General features: G+C 31.9%; 21 protein-coding genes and 1 riboswitch. Of the genes, 18 read left to right on the top strand and 3 right to left on the bottom strand.

Features of this window, described 5'->3' with window-relative positions:
* The first annotated feature begins 8 nt into the window (after positions 1–8).
* From HMPREF2953_RS00605 to fabZ, 9 genes are all read left to right on the top strand, one after another.
* Positions 9–539: a F0F1 ATP synthase subunit B gene (locus tag HMPREF2953_RS00605; RefSeq protein ID WP_070671298.1), complete on the top strand. Its 531-nt coding sequence runs from the start codon at positions 9–11 to the stop codon at positions 537–539.
* Complete coding sequence (locus tag HMPREF2953_RS00610; protein WP_049335538.1) at positions 539–1078, top strand: F0F1 ATP synthase subunit delta; 540 nt, start codon at positions 539–541, stop codon at positions 1076–1078. Before HMPREF2953_RS00605 ends, HMPREF2953_RS00610 begins: the two co-directional genes overlap by 1 nt.
* 18 nt (positions 1079–1096) lie before the next feature.
* Positions 1097–2605 (top strand): F0F1 ATP synthase subunit alpha, encoded by a 1509-nt coding sequence (gene atpA / locus HMPREF2953_RS00615; RefSeq protein ID WP_049335540.1) that lies wholly within the window; start codon positions 1097–1099, stop codon positions 2603–2605.
* Between the two features lie 31 nt (positions 2606–2636).
* Complete coding sequence (gene atpG / locus HMPREF2953_RS00620; protein ID WP_048681801.1) at positions 2637–3503, top strand: ATP synthase F1 subunit gamma; 867 nt, start codon at positions 2637–2639, stop codon at positions 3501–3503.
* 21 nt (positions 3504–3524) lie between these two features.
* Positions 3525–4937: a F0F1 ATP synthase subunit beta gene (gene atpD, locus HMPREF2953_RS00625; protein ID WP_049335549.1), complete on the top strand. Its 1413-nt coding sequence runs from the start codon at positions 3525–3527 to the stop codon at positions 4935–4937.
* 21 nt (positions 4938–4958) lie between these two features.
* Positions 4959–5360 (top strand): F0F1 ATP synthase subunit epsilon, encoded by a 402-nt coding sequence (locus HMPREF2953_RS00630; protein WP_002448708.1) that lies wholly within the window; start codon positions 4959–4961, stop codon positions 5358–5360.
* Positions 5361–5668: 308 nt separating this feature from the next.
* The gene (locus HMPREF2953_RS00635) at positions 5669–5899 is read left to right on the top strand and encodes a DUF1146 family protein (RefSeq protein WP_002448711.1); all 231 of its coding nucleotides are present in this window, start codon (positions 5669–5671) and stop codon (positions 5897–5899) included.
* A 106-nt stretch (positions 5900–6005) separates the two neighbouring features.
* Positions 6006–7271, top strand: a complete 1266-nt coding sequence (murA, locus tag HMPREF2953_RS00640) for a UDP-N-acetylglucosamine 1-carboxyvinyltransferase (RefSeq protein ID WP_049335551.1) — start codon at positions 6006–6008, stop codon at positions 7269–7271.
* Positions 7272–7298: 27 nt separating this feature from the next.
* Complete coding sequence (fabZ, locus tag HMPREF2953_RS00645) at positions 7299–7736, top strand: 3-hydroxyacyl-ACP dehydratase FabZ (protein WP_002448673.1); 438 nt, start codon at positions 7299–7301, stop codon at positions 7734–7736.
* Between the two features lie 49 nt (positions 7737–7785).
* On the opposite strand, the gene HMPREF2953_RS00650 is transcribed toward fabZ, so the two are convergent.
* On the bottom strand, positions 7786–8226 hold the full coding sequence (locus tag HMPREF2953_RS00650; RefSeq protein ID WP_049335553.1) for a YwpF-like family protein: 441 nt from the start codon (positions 8224–8226) through the stop codon (positions 7786–7788).
* Between the two features lie 193 nt (positions 8227–8419).
* On the opposite strand from HMPREF2953_RS00650, the gene HMPREF2953_RS00655 reads away from it, so the two are divergent.
* From HMPREF2953_RS00655 to yidC, 7 genes are all read left to right on the top strand, one after another.
* Entirely contained in the window at positions 8420–8815 is a 396-nt protein-coding gene (locus tag HMPREF2953_RS00655; protein WP_070671300.1) for a single-stranded DNA-binding protein, read from the top strand.
* Between the two features lie 403 nt (positions 8816–9218).
* Positions 9219–9899, top strand: coding sequence for a transglycosylase family protein (locus tag HMPREF2953_RS00660; RefSeq protein WP_070671302.1), 681 nt, complete (start codon positions 9219–9221; stop codon positions 9897–9899).
* A gap of 214 nt (positions 9900–10113) precedes the next feature.
* Positions 10114–10216, top strand: a riboswitch (TPP riboswitch).
* Between the two features lie 75 nt (positions 10217–10291).
* Complete coding sequence (tenA, locus tag HMPREF2953_RS00665) at positions 10292–10981, top strand: thiaminase II (RefSeq protein WP_049335558.1); 690 nt, start codon at positions 10292–10294, stop codon at positions 10979–10981.
* A complete protein-coding gene (thiD, locus tag HMPREF2953_RS00670; protein WP_002455065.1) occupies positions 10974–11795 on the top strand; it encodes a bifunctional hydroxymethylpyrimidine kinase/phosphomethylpyrimidine kinase in 822 nt (273 codons plus the stop codon). The genes tenA and thiD overlap by 8 nt, the downstream gene beginning before the upstream one ends.
* Positions 11788–12576 carry a hydroxyethylthiazole kinase gene (gene thiM / locus HMPREF2953_RS00675; RefSeq protein ID WP_070671304.1) on the top strand — a complete coding sequence of 263 codons (789 nt, stop codon included), beginning with the start codon at positions 11788–11790 and terminating at the stop codon, positions 12574–12576. The genes thiD and thiM overlap by 8 nt, the downstream gene beginning before the upstream one ends.
* Positions 12577–12578: 2 nt before the next feature.
* Positions 12579–13217: a thiamine phosphate synthase gene (thiE, locus tag HMPREF2953_RS00680; protein ID WP_048787784.1), complete on the top strand. Its 639-nt coding sequence runs from the start codon at positions 12579–12581 to the stop codon at positions 13215–13217.
* Between the two features lie 88 nt (positions 13218–13305).
* Positions 13306–14175 (top strand): membrane protein insertase YidC, encoded by an 870-nt coding sequence (gene yidC, locus HMPREF2953_RS00685; protein WP_002455066.1) that lies wholly within the window; start codon positions 13306–13308, stop codon positions 14173–14175.
* A 57-nt stretch (positions 14176–14232) separates the two neighbouring features.
* Here the strand turns inward: yidC and HMPREF2953_RS00690 are convergent, their stop codons facing one another.
* Positions 14233–14880, bottom strand: coding sequence for an HD domain-containing protein (locus tag HMPREF2953_RS00690; protein WP_002448635.1), 648 nt, complete (start codon positions 14878–14880; stop codon positions 14233–14235).
* A 34-nt stretch (positions 14881–14914) separates the two neighbouring features.
* Positions 14915–16399, bottom strand: coding sequence for a cardiolipin synthase (gene cls / locus HMPREF2953_RS00695; protein WP_049335565.1), 1485 nt, complete (start codon positions 16397–16399; stop codon positions 14915–14917).
* Positions 16400–16564: 165 nt separating this feature from the next.
* Between cls and csoR the strand changes: the two genes are divergently transcribed.
* Together csoR and HMPREF2953_RS00705 are read left to right on the top strand one after the other, a co-directional pair.
* On the top strand, positions 16565–16858 hold the full coding sequence (gene csoR / locus HMPREF2953_RS00700; RefSeq protein ID WP_002437530.1) for a copper-sensing transcriptional repressor CsoR: 294 nt from the start codon (positions 16565–16567) through the stop codon (positions 16856–16858).
* A 15-nt stretch (positions 16859–16873) separates the two neighbouring features.
* Entirely contained in the window at positions 16874–17083 is a 210-nt protein-coding gene (locus tag HMPREF2953_RS00705; RefSeq protein WP_049335569.1) for a putative copper chaperone CsoZ, read from the top strand.
* The last annotated feature ends 10 nt before the right edge of the window (positions 17084–17093 follow it).

Raw genomic sequence — 17093 nt, forward strand, 5'->3', positions numbered from 1 at the left:
AGTGTCAAATGCCAGTGAATGCATTAACCAATTCATTTGTTTTAGGTGCAACTGCAGGTGGCGTTCAATGGGGAACAACTATTGTTACAATTTTTACATTTATTATCCTATTGGCGTTATTGAAAAAATTTGCTTGGGGTCCATTAAAAGAAGTAATGGATAAACGTGAACGCGATATTAATAGAGATATTGACGAAGCTGAAGAAGCAAAATTGAATGCACAAAAACTTGAAGAAGAAAATAAAAAGACACTTAAAGAAACACAAGATGAAGTTCATCATATTCTTGAAGATGCAAGAATTCAAGCACGTAAACAACATGAAGACATTATTAAAGATGCACATGAACGTGCAAACGGTATGATTGAAACAGCACAAAGTGAAATCAAAAGTGAAAAAGAACGCGCTCTTGCAGATATTAATAATCAAGTTTCTGAATTATCTGTTTTAATTGCTTCTAAAGTTTTACAAAAAGAGATTTCAGAACAAGATCAAAAAGGTCTCGTTGATAAGTATCTTAAAGAGGCAGGCGATAAATAATGGCAGATGTAGCAAAAAAATATGCTAAAGCTTTATTTGATGTCTCTATAGATAAAGATCGATTAGATTTAATGTATGAAGAATTACAAGAAGTTAGTAATGCAACTTTAAATTACATTGATGATTTAAAAGCAATTGATTCAAATCCTAATCAACCTGCTTCTGAAAGACGTAAATTTGCAGGTATTGTATTTGGGGATGCGAACTATTACTTAAAAAATATGCTAATGATTTTAGCAAATAATCGTCATTTAGCGCTTATACATTCTATCTTTAAAGAATTTAAACATTTGTATGACCATCATTATAATCAAGGTGATGCTTTGGTTGAATCTGTATATCAATTGAATGAAGAAGAATTATCTCATATTGAAAGAGTAATTCTTAACAAAACTAAATTGTCTAAAGTACATATTACAACTAAAATAAATCCTAACTTAATTGGCGGGTTTAGAGCAAAAGTTGGGACTACTGTATTAGATGGTAGTATAAAAAATGATTTAGAACAAATAGAGCGTAAATTTAAAAGAGTTAATTAAAAAAGAGGAGTGACATAGATGGCCATCAAAGCTGAAGAAATCAGTGCATTACTTCGCTCACAAATTGAAAACTATGAGTCAGAAATGTCTGTTGATGATGTAGGTACCGTCCTTCAAATTGGTGATGGTATTGCATTAATTCACGGATTAAATGATTGTATGGCTGGTGAGCTTGTAGAGTTTTCAAACGGTGTGCTTGGTTTAGCACAAAACCTTGAGGAATCAAATGTGGGTGTCGTAATCTTAGGACCTTATAGTGAAATTAGAGAAGGCGACGAAGTTAAACGTACTGGCCGTATCATGGAAGTGCCAGTAGGTGAAGAACTTATCGGACGTGTTGTAAATCCACTTGGTCAACCAATTGATGGACAAGGTCCTATCAATTCCACTAAGACACGCCCTGTTGAGCAAAAAGCAACAGGTGTTATGGATCGTAAATCAGTTGATGAACCATTACAAACTGGTATTAAAGCGATTGACGCATTAGTACCAATTGGTCGTGGACAACGTGAGTTAATCATTGGTGATAGACAAACTGGTAAAACAACAATTGGTATTGATACAATTTTAAACCAAAAAGGTTTAGACACAATTTGTATTTATGTTGCTATTGGTCAAAAAGATTCAACAGTACGTGCAAACGTTGAAAAATTACGTCAAGCTGGTGCTTTAGACTACACAATTGTTGTATCTGCATCAGCAGCGGAACCAGCACCATTATTATACATCGCCCCTTATTCAGGAGTAACAATGGGTGAAGAGTTCATGTTTAATGGAAAAAATGTACTTGTCGTATATGATGATTTAACTAAACAAGCAGCTGCTTATCGTGAATTATCATTATTATTACGCAGACCTCCAGGTCGTGAAGCGTATCCAGGTGACGTCTTCTACTTACACAGTAGATTATTAGAAAGAGCAGCTAAATTAAACGATGCACTAGGTGGCGGTTCAATTACAGCTTTACCTATCATTGAAACACAAGCTGGCGATATCTCTGCATATGTTCCAACCAACGTAATTTCAATTACTGACGGACAAATTTTCTTACAATCTGATTTATTCTTCTCAGGTGTACGACCTGCGATTAATGCTGGTCAGTCTGTATCACGTGTTGGTGGTTCAGCACAAATTAAAGCAATGAAAAAAGTTGCTGGTACATTACGTTTAGATTTAGCATCTTATCGTGAGTTAGAATCATTTGCACAATTTGGTTCTGATTTAGACGAATATACTGCTAAAAAATTAGAACGTGGTAAACGTACAGTTGAAGTTTTAAAACAAGATCAAAACAAACCACTTCCTGTTGAAAATCAAGTGTTAATTATTTATGCCTTAACAAAAGGTTATTTAGATGATATCCCTGTAGAAGACATTACACGTTTTGAAGATGAATTAAATAGTTGGTCTAAATCAAATGCTTCAGAATTATTAGGTGAAATCAGAGAAACTGGTAACCTTCCAGATGATGCTAAATTTGAATCAGCTATTAATGAATTTAAGAAAAGTTTTAGCAAATCTGAATAACTAAACTTTAAATCAAAAAGGTGGTGAGATAATGGCTTCTCTTAAAGAGATAGATAGTCGTATTAAATCGACGAAAAAAATGAAACAGATTACCAAAGCGATGAACATGGTTTCAAGTTCTAAATTACGTCGAGCTGAAAAAAATACTAAGCAGTTCGAACCCTATATGGAAAAAATGCAAGATGCGATAACTGCTATTGCAGGCGCAAGTAAAAATTCAAATCATCCAATGTTAAGACCAAGACATATTCAACGTAGTGGTTACTTGGTTATTACAAGTGACAAAGGATTAGCGGGTGCTTATAGTTCGAATGTGCTTAAACGACTAATCAATGACATTAAAGAAAAACATACAAACAGTGATGAATATAGCATTATTGTTTTAGGTCAATCCGGTGTTGATTTCCTTAAAAATAGAGGTTATGAAGTTGAAAGTTCACTTGTTGATGTACCTGATCAACCTTCATTTAAATCAATACAAGCTATCGCTAAGCATGCGATTGACTTATTCAGTGAAGAACATATTGATGAACTTAAGATTTATTATAGCCACTATGTTAGTGTTCTTGAAAATAAACCTTCTGTTAGACAAGTTCTACCATTATCTCAAGATGATTCTAGTCAAGGCCAAGGTCAAATGTCGTCATATGAATTTGAACCAGATAAAGACTCAATCTTAAGAGTTATTCTTCCACAATATGTTGAAAGTTTAATCTATGGAACGATTCTTGATGCTAAGGCTAGTGAACATGCAGCACGTATGACTGCAATGAAAAATGCATCTGATAATGCAACTGAACTTATTGATGACTTATCATTACAATATAATAGAGCGAGACAAGCTGAAATCACTCAACAAATTACAGAAATTGTTAGTGGTTCTGCCGCACTTGAATAATATTTTAAAGGAGGAAATAACATGGGTAATGGCCGTGTAACTCAGGTTATGGGTCCTGTAATTGATGTTCGATTCGAACATAATGAAGTCCCTGAAATTAATAATGCCCTAATTATTGAAGTGCCCAAAGATGATGGCACATTCAAATTAACATTAGAAGTTGCATTGCAATTAGGTGATGATGTTGTTCGTACTATTGCAATGGATTCAACTGATGGTGTTCAACGTGGTATGCAAGTTGTGAATACTGGTAAAGATATTAGTGTTCCTGTGGGTGAAGAAACACTTGGACGTGTGTTTAACGTTTTAGGAGAAACAATAGATTTAAATGAAAAATTAGATAGTTCTGTTAGACGTGATCCAATTCATCGTCGTCAACCTAATTTTGATGAATTATCTACTGAAGTAGAAATTCTTGAAACAGGTATTAAAGTTGTAGACTTATTAGCACCTTATATTAAAGGTGGTAAGATTGGTTTATTCGGTGGTGCCGGCGTAGGTAAAACTGTATTAATTCAAGAGTTAATCAATAATATCGCTCAAGAACATGGTGGTATTTCTGTATTCGCTGGTGTAGGTGAACGTACTCGTGAAGGTAACGATTTATACTATGAAATGAGCGATAGTGGCGTTATCAATAAAACTGCCATGGTATTTGGGCAAATGAATGAGCCGCCAGGTGCGCGTATGCGTGTTGCTTTATCAGCATTGACAATGGCTGAATATTTCCGTGATGAACAAGGTCAAGATGTACTTTTATTCATTGACAATATTTTCCGCTTTACTCAAGCTGGTTCTGAAGTTTCAGCATTATTAGGACGTATGCCTTCAGCTGTAGGTTATCAACCAACACTAGCAACTGAAATGGGTCAATTACAAGAACGTATTACATCTACTAATAAAGGTTCAGTCACTTCAATTCAAGCAGTATTCGTGCCTGCCGATGACTATACTGACCCAGCACCAGCAACTGCGTTCGCACATTTAGATGCAACAACAAACTTAGAACGTAAATTAACTGAAATGGGTATTTATCCTGCAGTAGACCCATTAGCTTCAACTTCTAGAGCTTTAGAACCAGCTATTGTTGGACAAGAACACTATGAAGTTGCACGTGAAGTTCAATCTACATTACAAAAATACAGAGAATTACAAGATATTATTGCAATTTTAGGTATGGATGAATTATCTGAAGAAGATAAATTAACAGTAGAACGTGCGCGTAGAATTCAATTCTTCTTATCACAAAACTTCCATGTGGCTGAACAATTTACTGGTCAAAAAGGTTCTTATGTTCCAGTTAAAACAACTGTAGCGAACTTTAAAGATATCTTAAATGGTAAATACGATCATATTCCTGAGGATGCATTCCGTTTAGTTGGAAGTATGGATGATGTTATTGCTAAAGCTAAAGATATGGGTGTTGAAGTTTAAACTAATTAGGAGGTAAAGATAATGAACACAGTAAATCTTGATATTGTCACTCCTAATGGTTCAGTCTACGAAAAAGATGATGTTGAACTCGTTGTATTTCAAACTACTGCGGGCGAAATAGGTATCATGAGTGGACATATTCCGACAGTTGCCGCATTAAAGATAGGCCATATTAAAGTTAAGTTTAAGAATGGTACTGAGTATATAGCTGTTAGTGGTGGCTTTGTTGAAATTAGACAACATAAAGTATCTGTCATTGTTCAAACAGCTGAAACAGCTAGTGAGATTGATGTAGAAAGAGCTAAATTGGCTCGTCAAAGAGCACAGTCTCATTTAGATGAAGAGGATAACAGTGACATTAACCGAGCTAAACGCGCATTAGCTAGAGCGGAAAACCGTCTGCGTGTAGCTGAATTAAAATAATGATTAAATGACGTGGGATAATATTTATGATGAATATATTGTCTCACCTTAGTGAGAATGGTTAATGAAAAAGTAACAGGTATTAAAATATTTTGATTTAGTTAATTATTCTTAATATATTAAAAGAGTTTGAGACATTTAATAGTGTTTCAAACTCTTTTTTTATTGTACATAAAAGAACTTAGAATAATAATAACTTTAAATTTTTATTTTAGTTACTTTTTATTAAATATCGTAACGTTCTTATGTATCATTATTAACTTTTTTAATGTACAATATATTACAGAAATCTTTAAGGAGAGAAAAGAATGGAATATGTTGGACAATTTGCAATAATACATTTATTTTTACATGTAATATGTATATGTATTGCGTACTGGGCATTACATTCTCTCAGATTAGATCAATTTTTTAAAAAAGGATATTCAACACGACTGCAAGTGTGTATGATTTTCTTAGCAATTTTAATGGGTACTGCAGTAAGTAACTTTATCGTAGATTTATTACAGTACTCTACACAAATTAAATATTTATTTTAAAAAATGAATTTCTATCAATTAACTAAAAATGTAAATATACTATTTAAATAAGTAATTCAAAATGGGAAATGTTATAAGAAATAGGAGTTTAATGTGGAGGATTAATATGGATAAGATAATTATAAATGGAGGCAATCGCCTTACTGGTGAAGTTCAAGTAGAAGGAGCTAAAAATGCTGTATTACCTATCCTTACAGCATCGTTATTAGCGTCTGAAGGAAAAAGCAAATTAACCAATGTGCCTGATTTAAGTGATGTGGTTACTATCAATAATGTTTTATCTACTTTAAACGCTAAAGTGGATTATGATAAAGAAAATGGATCAGTTACAGTTGATGCTTCTGCTACACTAAATGAAGAAGCGCCTTATGAATATGTGAGTAAAATGAGAGCAAGTGTGTTAGTAATGGGACCTTTATTAGCACGTCTAGGTCATGCAATCGTTGCGTTACCAGGTGGCTGTGCAATTGGTGCTCGTCCAATTGAACAACATATCAAAGGTTTTGAAGCATTAGGGGCAGAAATTCATTTAGAAAACGGAAATATATATGCAAGCACTAAAGAGGGATTGAAAGGTGCAAATATTCATCTAGATTTTCCAAGTGTAGGTGCAACTCAAAATATTATAATGGGTGCTTCTTTAGCACAAGGAAAAACAGTTATCGAAAATGTAGCTAAAGAACCTGAAATTGTAGATCTAGCTAATTATATCAATGAAATGGGTGGTAACGTTATTGGTGCTGGTACAGATACCATTACTATCCATGGTGTTGAAAAATTAACAGGAGTTGAACATGCAATTATACCTGATCGCATTGAAGCAGGTACACTTATTATCGCAGCAGCAATTACAAGAGGAGATGTTTTTGTAAAAGGTGCTGTTAAAGAACATATGACAAGTTTAATTTATAAATTAGAAGAAATGGGAGTTAATCTCGATTTTAATGAGGAGGGTGTACATGTCACTACAAATGGTGAACTTCAACCTGTAGATATTAAAACACTGCCTCATCCAGGTTTCCCTACAGATATGCAATCACAAATGATGGCACTATTATTAACAGCTGAAGGTCATAAAGTGGTTACTGAAACAGTATTTGAAAATAGATTTATGCATGTTGCAGAATTTAGAAGAATGAATGCTAATATTAATGTAGAAGGCAGAAGTGCTAAAATAGAAGGTACAAGTCAACTACAAGGTGCTCAAGTAAAAGCTACGGATTTAAGAGCAGCCGCAGCTCTTATTTTGGCTGGTTTAGTAGCAGAAGGTACAACTCAAGTGACAGAGCTTAAACACTTAGATCGTGGTTATGTTAATTTTCATGAGAAGTTAAAATCACTTGGTGCAGATATCAAAAGAGTCGATGACTAATTTTTAAATAGATTTGAGGTAATAGTTATGGAAACAATTTTTGATTATAATGAAATAAAAAAAATCATCCCTCATAGACAACCTTTTTTACTTATTGATCGTATCGTTGAATATGAAGAAGGAAAGCGTTGTGTAGGTTTAAAACAAGTTTCAGGAAACGAACCATTTTTTCAAGGACATTTTCCTGATTATGCAGTTATGCCTGGCGTTCTCATTACAGAAGCTTTGGCACAAACTGGAGCAGTAGCTATGTTAAATAGTGAAGAAAATAAAGGTAAGATTGCTTTATTTGCTGGTATTGATAAATGTAGATTTAAAAAACAAGTGACACCTGGGGATACTTTAATGTTAGAAGTTGAAATTACAAAAATTAAAGGTCCTATTGGAAAAGGTACAGCAAAAGCTACTGTTGATGGACAACTTGCTTGTAGTTGTGAACTTACTTTTGCTATCCAAGATGCTTAATTAAAATAAGAGTAGTAGCGAAATCATTCATTTCGTTACTACTCTATTTTTATCTTTCAAATTTTTCTTCTTTTAATTTTGGTTTAGATTGCATCATTCTGTTAAATGTAATTTTTAATTCTTCTCCTGATAATCCTTCATCAATAAGTTGTTCTAACAGTGTTTCTGCGTATACCTGACGATGTGTATAAATATGACACTCGAAAATAATTGACATTTTTCTTTCAAATAGAGAGATATGATTTATTGTTGCATCAAACAATGCTGGATCGTTAGAAGGTCTAGTAATCACTACTCTAATATCTAATACTGTTTGTGATTCATAATATTTTTGCATGATATCATAATGTGTATCTGAAATTACAATTTCTAGGAGCCAACCTGTACCACTATTCTCTTTATTTATAATAACACCATCATAAAGTTCAAATTCTGAAATCCTGTTATCATCGCTTACTATTTGGAATCGAACTGCTTTAAAAGTCTTCATAACATGTCTCCCATACTCTTAAAAATTTTTAAATTATATGATTATTGTTTTTTTGTTAAATAAGAAGTGTCATATCTTAATATTTTTCTTAAATATATCAGATATTAATACTAAAAAGGGTAGAAATCTAAAAAAATAGCTTTTTGACGTTATATTCAATTCTATATAATATAACGATATAAGGAGGTGACACATGTTAAATAAGATAGTAATCGTTGGTCGTATGACTAAAGATGCAAAAATTTATGATAATGAGGAGGTGAAAATCGCAACGTTTAGTGTGGCTACTGAACGTAATTATAAAGATGAAAATGATGAAATAGCGTGTGACTATATATTGTGTAAAGCATTTGGTAAGATGGCCACTAACATTGAAAAATATACTTCTCAAGGATCTTTAGTAGGTATTACTGGCCAAATGCGTTCTCGTAAATATGAAAAGGAAAAACAAACTCACTTTGTAACAGAATTATATGTTGAAACAATTAAATTTATGTCCCCTAAATTAAATAATGAAAAACTCTCAGATAGCTCACTAAATACAGACACTTATCCATTTGATAATCTCGAATTAATGAATATAAAATAAAACTCTCTATTTTTAATACTCCAAACCTTTCCAATTAATATAAAATAAGTCTTTCAATTATACTCAATTATACTCAAGAGGTCGGTATAAATATTCCGACCTCTTTAACTATGTATGAAACATTAGATACATTTAATTTATTGAATGATAAAAAATACAGTTTATTTTTCTGAAATATTACAAAGTAATTACAGTTAATTCTTTTATTATATATCTAATAAACACTGCCATTAAAGTTTTTATGGTATATATATAAGAAGAATTATTTATAAATCTATGTAATTCTGATGTAAAATAAGTACATTTTTTTTATTTCACTGTAACCTGCTAAGCTTTTTTAGATGTTAGAGTAGTACCTGTAAAATATTTAAGAAAACAAATGACTTAGGAGGATTATACTATTATGAAAAAGACAATTATTGCATCTTCATTAGCAGTAGGTTTAGGATTAGTAGCAGGAAACGTAAGTCATGCTGATGCAAGTGAAAATCAAATTAATAAAGAAAAATTAGCTCAATTAGCGGAATCTAACGATCAATCATTAAATCAACATCCTATTCAAGAAGGAGTATATAATTACCAATTTAATTTAAATGGTAAAACTTATCATTTTTGGTCAGATGGAACATATTTTAAATGGGAATATTATCCATCAAACGGTTCAACTGTAAATAGTGCTAATCAAAATGTAGCTTCAACTTCAAATGTAAGTCAACACTATGCAAATGAAGCTCAAACACAACAAGCACCAAAAACAACACAAACTAAACAAGCAACTCACACACAACAAGCACCTGCTAATGCAACTACAAATCAACCTAAACAATCAACAAGTGGTTCATCTGTAAATGTAAATAGTCATTTACAACAAATCGCTCAACGCGAATCAGGTGGAGATATTCATGCAATCAACCCTTCTTCTGGTGCAGCAGGTAAATATCAATTCTTACAATCTACTTGGGATTCAGTAGCACCAGCACAATATAAAGGTGTATCACCAGCACAAGCACCTGAAAGTGTTCAAGATGCAGCGGCAGTAAAACTTTATAATACTGCAGGTCCATCTCAATGGGTTACAGCGTAAAACTTAATAAATAATTTACTAGTGTCTGAGACAATATGAGTTGTCTTAGGCATTTTTATATATATATTGATAGTAATGACTGAATTTAAAAAGATTTCTGTACTATTCTTTATTTATTATATTTATAATAATAGTTGTATGAATTAAACTTATTTCAATGAATATCTTTTTTATTTGAATTATAACAATGGTTTTGTTATGGTTAAATTAAACTAAAGACTACTAGGGGAGCCATGAAATATGGCTGAGATGAAGCATTCAGACCCTTATAACCTGATTTGGTTAATGCCAACGTAGGAAAGTAGTAATACATATTCATTCATTCTATTTTTTGAATATTGACTACATTTCTACGTTGAAATGTAGTTTTTTTATTTAAGGAGGAATAGTTAATGAGTTTTTCAGATGAATTAAAGCAAGCGTCAAAGCCAATTATTGAAGAGATTTATAATGATGGTTTTATTCAAGATTTATTAAAGGGAAATTTATCAAAACAAGCAGTACGCCAATACTTACGTGCTGATGCTTCTTATTTAAAAGAATTTACTAATTTATATGCTTTACTTATTCCTAAAGCACCTACTATGAAAGAAGTGAAATTCTTAGTAGAGCAAATTGAATTTATGTTAGATGGTGAAGTAGAAGCCCATGAAATTTTAGCGGACTATATTAATGAACCTTATGAAGAAATTGTAAAAGAAAAAGTGTGGCCACCTAGTGGAGATCATTACATTAAACATATGTATTATCATGCTTATACCCACGAAAATGCTGCATACACTATAGCTGCAATGGCACCATGTCCTTACGTATATGAAGTGGTTGCTAAATGGGGATTAGAAGATTCAAATCTTAATAGAGATGCACTTACTGCTAAGTGGTTTGATTTTTATAGCACTGAAATGGCACCTTTAATTGAAGTATTTGACCGTTTGTTAAATGAACTTACAGAACATTGTACCGAACAGGAAAAAAGAGAAATTAAAGAAGCATTTTTACAAAGTACTGTACATGAACGTCATTTCTTTAATATGGCATACATTGATGAAGAATGGGATTTTGGAGGAGCAAATCATGAATAAACCTAAGATTGCGTTAACAATTGCTGGTACTGACCCTTCTGGTGGCGCAGGAGTTATGGCAGATTTAAAATCATTCCATGCTTGTGGCGTATATGGAATGGCTGCTATTACAAGTATTGTGGCTCAAAATACTAAAGGCGTTCAACATATCCATAATCTAGAAACTAGTTGGGTTAAAGAACAATTAGATAGCGTGTTTGATGATGAATTACCTCATGCAATTAAGACTGGAATGATTGCTACACATGAAACGATGGAACTGATTCAAACATATTTAAAAAATCATAGCGATATTCCCTATGTTATCGATCCAGTTATGCTAGCTAAAAGTGGCGATTCCTTAATGGATGATGAAACAAAAAAACATCTTCAGAAAACGCTCTTACCATTAGCGGATGTCGTGACTCCTAACATTCCAGAAGCTGAAGAAATTACTGGCTTGAAAATTGATACTGAAGATAATATTCGTAAAGCAGGTCATATATTTATAAATGAAATAGGAAGTAAAGGTGTAGTAATTAAAGGCGGTCATTCTGCCGATTTAAATAATGCTAAAGACTTTTTATTTACTAAAGATGATGTCTATACTTTTGAAGAGAAGCGATTTAATACGCCACATACTCATGGTACAGGTTGCACATTTTCAGCTGTGATCACAGCCGAACTAGCTAAAGGTAAAACCATTTATGAAGCTGTAAAAAAAGCTAAAAAATTTATTTCATTAAGTATTGAACATACACCTGAAATCGGCCAAGGACGCGGCCCGGTAAACCATTTTGCTTATATGAAGAAAGTAGGTTTAGACGATGAATAGTTTAGAAAAGATAAGACAAGAGAATCCACTAGTAGTCTGTTATACCAATGATGTGGTTAAAAACTTCACTGCGAATGGACTCTTGAGTATTGGTGCAAGTCCAGCAATGAGTGAAGCTCCAGAAGAAGCAGAAGAGTTCTATAAAGTAGCAGGGGCACTGCTTATAAATATTGGAACATTAACTAAAGCAAATGAAAAAGATATTTTAGAAATTGGAAAAATTGCTAATCAACAAGGTACACCCATTGTATTTGATCCAGTTGCTGTAGGTGCATCAACATATCGTAAACAATTTTGTGAATCTTTTCTTTCTGAAATAAATGTTTCTGTAATTAAAGGTAATGCATCTGAAATTCTTACTTTAGTAGATTCAAATACTACAATGAAAGGCACTGATGGAGAAACAGACTTAGATGTAGTGACAATTGCTAAAAAAGCTTATGAAAAATATCAAACAGCAATTGTTATTACAGGTAGAGAAGATATTATTATTCAAGATAATCAAATTGTCAAATTATCAAATGGTTCTCCATTACTTGCAAAAATCACAGGCGCGGGTTGTTTATTAGGCAGTTTAGTTGCTGGATTTTTATTTAGAAATACACATCCGTCATTACAAGTATTAGAAGAATCAGTAAGTTATTATAATATCGCCGCAGAGATTGCTGAAAAAAGCGAAAAAGTTAATGGACCTGGAACATTCTTATCTCAATTACTTGATGAAATGTATCAACTTAACTATGATACTTATAAACAATTTGTAAAACGTAAAGAGGTTTAAATATGTTTGATTCAAAAAGCTTACAAGTTTATTTTATATGTGGAACACAAGACATCATCGGTGATCAAAATATTAAAGATGTTTTAAAAGCAGCATTAGAATCAGGAATTACATTATTTCAATTTCGAGAAAAAGGGCCAAATGCTTTAGTAGGGGATGAAAAAGAAGCATTAGCTAAGGAATTAAAAACACTTTGTCATGAGTATAAAGTACCTTTTCTAATTAATGATGATGTGGATTTAGCTGAAAAAATTGATGCAGATGGTATACATGTAGGTCAAGATGACGAAATAATTGCTTCTTTTGCTAATCGTTTTAAAAATAAAATTATAGGGTTAAGTGTAGGAAACGTAAAGGAATATCAACAATCAGATTTAGAACACGTAGATTATATAGGTGTAGGTCCAATGTATGAAACATCTTCAAAATCTGATGCAAGTGCCCCTGTAGGTCCTGAAATGATTGCAACATTAAAAAATATTAATCCAAGCTTACCTATGGTTGCTATAGGTGGTATTACTGAAGACAATTGTGAACCTATAGCTAAAGAAGGCGCTGATGGTGTGTCAGTTATTTCAGTCATTACACATAGTCAAAATATTGACAAGACTGTTAATAAATTAAAGCACTATTTCAAATAAATATCTCTTTTTTTCAGTTTTTGTTTTCTAGTACACCCTATCTATGATAAAATTATTTCTACGTGAATATATCAATAGAGGTGTAAAAATGAAGAAGAAAGCGCTACTACCTTTGTTATTAGGGGTAATGGTCTTTTTAGCTGGATGTGACTATTCCAAATCTAGTAATAGAAATGGATTTTTCTACAATACATTCGTTGAACCAATGGCTAAAATTCTACATTGGTTAGGCCATTCTGTTTTTCATGATGATTATGGTATTGCAATCATCGTTTTAGTATTAGTTATTCGTATTATCTTATTGCCTTTCATGCTATCAAACTATAAAAATAGTCATATGATGCGTGAAAAAATGAAAATTGCTAAACCTGAAGTAGAAGGTGTACAAGAAAAAGTTAAGCGAGCACGTACTCAAGAAGAAAAAATGGCTGCTAATCAGGAAATGATGGAAGTTTATAAGAAATATGATATCAATCCTATGAAGAGTGCTTTAGGCTGCTTACCTGTTTTAATTCAAATGCCTATTGTTATGGGATTATATTTCGTATTGCGTTATCGTATTGGTGGCGGTATTACAGAACATCCACATTTCTTATGGTTTAATTTAGTACATCCTGATATTTGGATTACTATTATTGCCGGTGTGTTATACTTTATTCAAGCATGGGTGTCAAGTAAACAAATGCCTGAAGAACAACGTCAAATGACTTATATGATGATGATTGTTTCACCTATTATGATTATTTGGATTTCATTAAGTTCAGCTTCAGCACTAGGTTTATATTGGTCTGTCAGTGCGGCATTCTTAATTATTCAAACATTCTTTGCAAATAAACATTATGAAAAAGTTGCAAAACAAGAAATTGGACCTATGGTTGAGGCACATAAAGAAAATAATTCAAATAAAAAAGGTAAAAATACGCAAGTTGTTTCTAAAAATAATAAAAAGAAAAAATAATATAAGCATAATACGATAAAAAAGTAGGAAAAGATAGATGATCTTTTCCTACTTTTTTTATTCTTCTAAGTGCCACTCGCTATAAAATTGAGATAAAAATAGTTTCATAAATTGATGACGTTCTTCAGCTAGTTGAAATCCTGTTTGTGTATGCATTAATTTTTTTAATTTTAATAACTTATCATAGAAGTGTCTAATAGCAGAAGGAGGTAAATCAACCATATCTTTTTCTGAAGGAATTGAATGATAGGGAGATTCTGTCCACATCGGCTCATTGAAATGTCCAGAAAATTGAAACGTTCTTGCGATACCTATAGCACCAATAGCATCTAAGCGATCAGCATCTCTAACGATTTGTCCTTCGATTGGAAGTGTAACATCGTTATTTCTACCATTTCGATAACTCAAATGTTTGATAATAAAAATAATATTCTTTTGAACAGTATCATCCAATTCTATTTTTTTAAAAAATTGATGTAATTCGCTTAAAGCATGGTGTTTATCAGTCAATTTATCATCTATGACGTCATGCAATAAAGCTGACAATACTATTGTAAGAAAATCGCCTTGATGTTCTTGTTTGGCAATGTATTTAGCTAATAATGTGACACGTTCAATATGTGCAATATCATGTCCAGAGTAATCATTTTTATGAAATTGGTACATATATTCTTTAGCTAATAATATTTGTTCTGCTTGATTCATAAACTACTCCTTTAAAAACATGTATTGAATGCGTTTAAAGAATAGGTGATAATAATTGAGATATGCCTTCTTTAAACTTAATCCAAGTACTACGTTGATTATATAATTCTTTAGTCAACTCATGTGAGACCTTCATATCTTTAATAAATGCTTTTTTAAGTTGAAGAGAAATATCTTCGTCATAAATGAACGCATTTACTTCGAAATTTAATGTAAAACTACGATTATCCATATTTGCTGTACCTACAGTAGCGATTTCATCATCGACAATGAGTGTTTTTGAATGTAGAAATCCATTATTATATTGATAAATTTTAACACCTGCGTCTAATAAAGAAGCAGCATTTTTTAATGTAGCCCAATAAACAAAAGGATGATCGGGTTTACATGGAATCATTAAATTAACTTCAACACCACCTAAAGCGGCAATTTTTATGGCATCAATAAAAGCTTGATCAGGAATAAAATAAGGTGATTGAATATAAATAGAATGTTTTGCTGACATAATCATTTTTAAATAGCCATATTTAATTTGTTCCCAGTCTTCATCAGGACCACTTGAAGCGATTTGAACACCAATCTCGCCGCCTGAATCTACATCAGGAAAATATCTATCTTCATATCTGATATTGTCACGTGTTGATTGTGAGTTCCAATCTAAGATGAATCTTAATTCTAATGCATTGACAGAATCACCTTCAAGTCTTAAATGAGTATCTCTCCAATAACCAAATTTTTTATCTTTACCAAGGTATTCATCACCAACATTAAACCCCCCAACATAGCCAATCTTGCCATCTATAATTACAATTTTTCTATGATTACGGTTATTCATTCTTAAATTGATTAAGGGCAATTTGGAAGGGAAGAAGGCTTCTGCGTGTCCACCTTTGTCTTTAAACTGTTTCAAATCTTTCTTGCGTAATGTTCTTGAACCCATATCATCATATAACATTTTAACTTCTATACCATCTTCAAGTCTGTCTTCGAGTGCCTTTAAAATACGACGTCCAAGACCATCACTTTTGAAAATATAGTATTGAATATGTATATAATCTTTAGCATTCTGAATATCTTCAATTAATGCGTCAAATTTAGCATGACCATCTGTAAAGATTTTTATACTGTTATCAGTAGTTAAGAATGCAGCATTATTATAGAGTAACATGTGCACCATTTCTTTAAACTTAACAATTTGATGATTACCTTTAGAAAAATCATCTTTTTCAAGTGCATTTAATTGCTCATCAACTATCATAGCTAAACCTTTACGATCTTCTTTTTTTAATTTAAAAATATGTTTGCGTTGTATTTGACGCCCTAATAATAGATATAAAATAAATCCTACTATCGGTAGAAATACAAGAACTAAAAGCCACGCCCAAATGGAACCTGCACTACGACGTTCCATGAAGATAATGATAAATGCGAAAATCAAGTTTAATATAAAGGCAGTGATTAATATGATGTTAATAATTAAAGAAGAGTGTGAAAAAGATAATTGCACGATCTCTACCATATTAATTAATTGAACCTCCTAAATCGTTTAAAATAAATGTACTAACAAATATTGTACCATGCACTATAATAAATGGTATGATTAATTTTTAAAATAAAAATGTATAATTGACGTAATAAAGAGGAAATTATACGATGATATAGAAGCTATGAAAGGGTGAATTAGTTGGAAAATCAAAATCATGCCCATCATTCTGAGCAAGTTAAATTAAATTTAAAATCTCGATTAAATCGAATAGAAGGACAAGTTAAAGCAATTAATCGAATGATTGATGAAGACGTCTACTGTGATGATGTATTAACTCAGATAAGAGCAACACGTTCAGCACTTAATAGTGTTGCTACTAAGTTACTAGAACATCACATGAAAAGTTGTATTATGGAAAAAATAAATCAAGGTACTGAAGAAGAAGCAATGGAAGAACTACTAGTGACATTTCAAAAACTAGTGAAAGATTAGTTAGGAGATTGTAATATGTTAAACAATAATATTGTATTTATAGATAACATTGAAACAGAAGAACAAGCACAAATGTTAAATGAACGTTTGTTAAATATGATTGGAGTACATACGGTATCAATCGATATAGAAAGAAATAAGGTTAATGTTGAATATGAAACACCTACTAATTTAAATAGTATTGAAAAAGAAATTTATGACGCTGGATTTAAAGTACTTTCATAATAAAAAGCTT

It is taken from the genome of Staphylococcus sp. HMSC072E01, assembly GCF_001814125.1.
GTDB lineage: Bacteria > Bacillota > Bacilli > Staphylococcales > Staphylococcaceae > Staphylococcus > Staphylococcus hominis.

Coding starts and splice junctions, on each gene's coding strand:
- HMPREF2953_RS00630 (WP_002448708.1), top strand. CDS start 4,959: ATGAACACAGTAAATCTTGATATTGTCACTCCTAATGGTTCAGTCTAC.
- HMPREF2953_RS00635 (WP_002448711.1), top strand. CDS start 5,669: ATGGAATATGTTGGACAATTTGCAATAATACATTTATTTTTACATGTA.
- thiM (WP_070671304.1), top strand. CDS start 11,788: ATGAATAGTTTAGAAAAGATAAGACAAGAGAATCCACTAGTAGTCTGT.
- HMPREF2953_RS00610 (WP_049335538.1), top strand. CDS start 539: ATGGCAGATGTAGCAAAAAAATATGCTAAAGCTTTATTTGATGTCTCT.
- HMPREF2953_RS00650 (WP_049335553.1), bottom strand. CDS start 8,226: ATGAAGACTTTTAAAGCAGTTCGATTCCAAATAGTAAGCGATGATAAC.
- HMPREF2953_RS00660 (WP_070671302.1), top strand. CDS start 9,219: ATGAAAAAGACAATTATTGCATCTTCATTAGCAGTAGGTTTAGGATTA.
- atpA (WP_049335540.1), top strand. CDS start 1,097: ATGGCCATCAAAGCTGAAGAAATCAGTGCATTACTTCGCTCACAAATT.
- thiD (WP_002455065.1), top strand. CDS start 10,974: ATGAATAAACCTAAGATTGCGTTAACAATTGCTGGTACTGACCCTTCT.
- fabZ (WP_002448673.1), top strand. CDS start 7,299: ATGGAAACAATTTTTGATTATAATGAAATAAAAAAAATCATCCCTCAT.
- murA (WP_049335551.1), top strand. CDS start 6,006: ATGGATAAGATAATTATAAATGGAGGCAATCGCCTTACTGGTGAAGTT.
- atpD (WP_049335549.1), top strand. CDS start 3,525: ATGGGTAATGGCCGTGTAACTCAGGTTATGGGTCCTGTAATTGATGTT.
- HMPREF2953_RS00605 (WP_070671298.1), top strand. CDS start 9: ATGCCAGTGAATGCATTAACCAATTCATTTGTTTTAGGTGCAACTGCA.
- HMPREF2953_RS00690 (WP_002448635.1), bottom strand. CDS start 14,880: ATGAATCAAGCAGAACAAATATTATTAGCTAAAGAATATATGTACCAA.
- HMPREF2953_RS00705 (WP_049335569.1), top strand. CDS start 16,874: ATGTTAAACAATAATATTGTATTTATAGATAACATTGAAACAGAAGAA.
- yidC (WP_002455066.1), top strand. CDS start 13,306: ATGAAGAAGAAAGCGCTACTACCTTTGTTATTAGGGGTAATGGTCTTT.
- tenA (WP_049335558.1), top strand. CDS start 10,292: ATGAGTTTTTCAGATGAATTAAAGCAAGCGTCAAAGCCAATTATTGAA.
- cls (WP_049335565.1), bottom strand. CDS start 16,399: ATGGTAGAGATCGTGCAATTATCTTTTTCACACTCTTCTTTAATTATT.
- HMPREF2953_RS00655 (WP_070671300.1), top strand. CDS start 8,420: ATGTTAAATAAGATAGTAATCGTTGGTCGTATGACTAAAGATGCAAAA.
- thiE (WP_048787784.1), top strand. CDS start 12,579: ATGTTTGATTCAAAAAGCTTACAAGTTTATTTTATATGTGGAACACAA.
- atpG (WP_048681801.1), top strand. CDS start 2,637: ATGGCTTCTCTTAAAGAGATAGATAGTCGTATTAAATCGACGAAAAAA.